We start from the raw sequence: 3,323 nt of genomic DNA, 5'->3' as shown, positions 1-3,323 counted from the left end.
GTGAGTGCCCGCTCCCGCTGGCGTGCAAGCCGTCCACGGCGGTGCCGCGCTCCTCCTCCGCCTGTCTTCCGAACATGGGCGACTACGTCACGCGGGTGGGCAATGCCTGCACCGCCGAGGCCCAGTGCAACTCCCCCTGGGGCGTCTGTCTGCCGCCGGTGCAGTTGTCCACGACGACGGCCTGGCCGGGCGGCTACTGCACGCAGCAGTGCGACACCGGAGGCGTGACGTGCCCCGAGGGCTCGACCTGTGTCGGCATGGAGATCGGCAAGGCCTGCCTCAAGAACTGCTCTCCCGGGACGAGTGGGACCTGCCGTCCGGGTTACGTCTGCCTGGAGCGAGGAGGCGGGGTCAACGTCTGCGTCTCCGCCTGCAACGCCGACACGGACTGCGGCAACGGCTATGCCTGCCGCATCTGCGACAACACCTGTGTGCCCCAGCAGAAGCCCGGGGTGTCCATCGGCGAGGCCTGTGAGAAGGACGCGGATTGCGGCACGTACCAGAAGTGCCTGCACCCCAACGGTCACCCGCAGGGCATCTGCTCGCAGCCCTGTGGCTACAACACCTGCTCCTGTCCGGAGGGCGCCTCGTGCCAGCCGGTGGGGCCCAAGGGCACGTCCATGTGCGTGCGGACGTGCTCCGCGGGCACCTGCGCCTCGGGCCAGCAGTGCGCGCCCTTCCCCGAGGGGGCCACCGCTTGCATGCCTCCCTGCCGTACCACCGCGGACTGCCAGCCCGGCGCCACCTGCGGCGGCAACGGGCAGTGTGTGGCGGGCGACTCGACGGACGGTGGCTCCTGCCCCCTCTGCCCGGGCCCGGGTACTCCTGATGCGGGCACTCCCCCCGTCACCTCACCACCGGACGCCGGGACGGGTTCGGGTGGAACAGCGGGCCCTGGGTGTGGCTGCCAGGGCTCCGCTGTGAACGCGCCGGGATTCCTGGGCGCCCTCGCTTTGTTCCTCGTGGCCGCCAGGAGACGCCGTTGCCAGCGCCCGTGACCTCGTCCGCTCCCCCTCCATCCTCTCGTAGCAAGACCGACTACACGCTCTCGTTCGTGCTCGAGGCGCTCGTCTCTCAGCGTGTGCTCACCGCCGAGCAGGCGCAGAACATCCTCACGCGCGAGCCAGCCGCCCGCGCCCGGGTCCTCAAGAACCAGGGCGTGGTGGGCAAGGACGCGGCCCGCTACGAGGTGTCCCCGGTGGAGATCGTGGCCGCCTTCCAGGTGCCCCTGGCGGATGGCCGCGGAACGCTCGACGAGGATCGCATCTCCGAGCTGGCCGCCCGCGCCGCGGGCATCGGCTACAAGAAGGTGGACCCGCTCAAGCTGGACATGGCGCTGGCCACCCGCACCGTGTCCCGCCCCTTCGCGCAGAAGCACGTCATCCTGCCCCTGGAGCGCGGTCAGGATGGCCGGCTGCTGGTGGCGGTGGCCAACCCCTTCGACAAGGAGCTCTTCGAGGGGCTGCACGTGCTCACCGGCATGGCCATCGAGCCGGTGCTCTCCTCGAAGACGGACATCCTCAAGGCCATCGCGGACATCTACGGCTTCAAGCGCACGCTGGCGCGCGCCGCGGATGACTTCACCAACAACCCCAGCAACTCGCCGCAGATTGGCAACTTCGAGCAGCTCGTCTCGCTCAGTGGTCGCCAGGAGCTGGACGCGGCGGACCAGCCGGTGGTGCAGGCGGTGGACTACCTGATGCGCTACGCCTTCGACAACCGCGCCTCGGACATCCACGTCGAGCCCAAGCGCACCACCTCGCTGGTGCGCCTGCGCATCGACGGCGTGCTGCACCCCGTGTACACGCTGCCGGCGGGCGTGCACGCGCCCATCATCTCGCGCATCAAGACGCTCTCTCGCATGGACATCTCCGAGAAGCGCAAGCCGCAGGACGGTCGCATCAAGACCGAGCGCGATGGTCGCGAGGTGGAGCTCCGCGTCTCCACGCTGCCCACCGCCTTCGGCGAGAAGGTGGTCATCCGTGTCTTCGATCCGGAGACGCTGGTGCAGGACATCGCCCAGCTCGGGTTCGATCCGGAGGAGAAGAGCGTCTTCGAGACCTGGATCGACCAGCCCCACGGGCTCATCCTCGTCACCGGCCCCACGGGCAGCGGCAAGACGACCACGCTCTACTCGGCGCTCAAGGCGGTGGCCGGCCCGGACGTGAACGTCACCACCATCGAGGATCCCATCGAGATGGTGTGGGACGGCTTCAACCAGGTGCAGGTGCAGCCCAAGGTGGGGCTCGACTTCGCCGGGGCGCTGCGCCACATCCTCCGCCAGGACCCGGACGTCATCATGGTGGGTGAGATTCGAGACGCGGAGACGGCGGAGAACGCCATCCAGGCCGCGCTCACGGGCCACCTGGTGCTCTCCACGCTGCACACCAACGACTCCATCGGCGCGGTGGCGCGTCTGAAGGACCTGGGGGTGCCGCCCTTCCTGCTGGCACAGAGCCTCATCGGCATCATGGCCCAGCGCCTGCTGCGGCGGGTGTGTCCGCACTGCGCGCAGCCGACGACGCTCACGCCGGACGAGCTGAACCTGCTGGGGGCGCCCCTCCCGCTGCTGCCGGGCGGCGTGCGCATCGCCAAGGGCGCCGGGTGTGCCCGCTGCCGCGGCACGGGCTACTGGGGCCGCACGGGCGCCTTCGAGATCGTCAACCTGGGCAACGAGCTCCGGGAGCACATCTCCCGAGGCTCGAGTCACGAGGTCATGGTGGACGCGGCGCGCCGGGGCGGCACGCGCACCCTGCGCGAGGCGGCGGTGCGCAAGCTGGCCCTGGGCCTCACCTCGTTCGAAGAGGTGGTGCGCATGACGTCCGTGTCGTAACCCCACGAGCGCGGACCGGTGCGGTAGACGAGCGCCCGGTCCGCTCTCTGTCAGGTAGCCCACGCAAGGAGGGAGCGAGGGGCTTTCCGGAATACTGGCATGGCCGTGGGGTTACGCTCTGGATGCGCGGCACCCTTCACAAGAGGAGAGCCATGTCGGGAGGAAAGACCGGAATGACGCGACGTGACTTCGTCGGCTACGGCACGACGGCGATGGTGATGGCGGGAGCGGGCGAGTTGTTGAGTGGCTGTGCGACGTCGCAGCGTACGGGCCCGGGCGGGCTGGGAGGTGGCTCGGACGGCTCGTCGAATCCGGTCGGCTACTTCGCCCGCTTTGGCGTCGACGAGAACCTCATCCGGGAGACGCTCGCCGCGGCCCTGTCCCGGGGCGGTGACTACAGCGACCTCTTCTTCCAGCACCGCGTCTCCACCACCCTGGCGCTCGAGGACGGCGCGGTGAACAAGGCCTTCACCACCGTCGAGCTCGGCGT

1 protein-coding gene and 2 pseudogenes are annotated in these 3,323 nt (G+C 69.7%); all 3 read left to right on the top strand.

The annotated features are described in order from the left end of the window. Window positions 1-998 (top strand): annotated as a pseudogene (locus VF697_RS36470) (adhesin); the annotation flags it as partial. Next, entirely contained in the window at window positions 983-2,833 is a 1,851-nt protein-coding gene (locus VF697_RS36465; RefSeq protein ID WP_331102418.1) for a GspE/PulE family protein, read from the top strand. The pseudogene VF697_RS36470 and the gene VF697_RS36465, both read left to right, overlap by 16 nt. Before the next feature lie 173 nt (window positions 2,834-3,006). Beyond that, window positions 3,007-3,323, top strand: a pseudogene (locus VF697_RS36460) (hypothetical protein); the annotation flags it as partial.

This window comes from Archangium sp. (genome assembly GCF_036388035.1).
Lineage (GTDB): Bacteria > Myxococcota > Myxococcia > Myxococcales > Myxococcaceae > Archangium.
The sequence above is the reverse complement of the archived record's forward strand: the minus strand, read 5'-3'. Positions and strand labels throughout refer to the sequence as shown.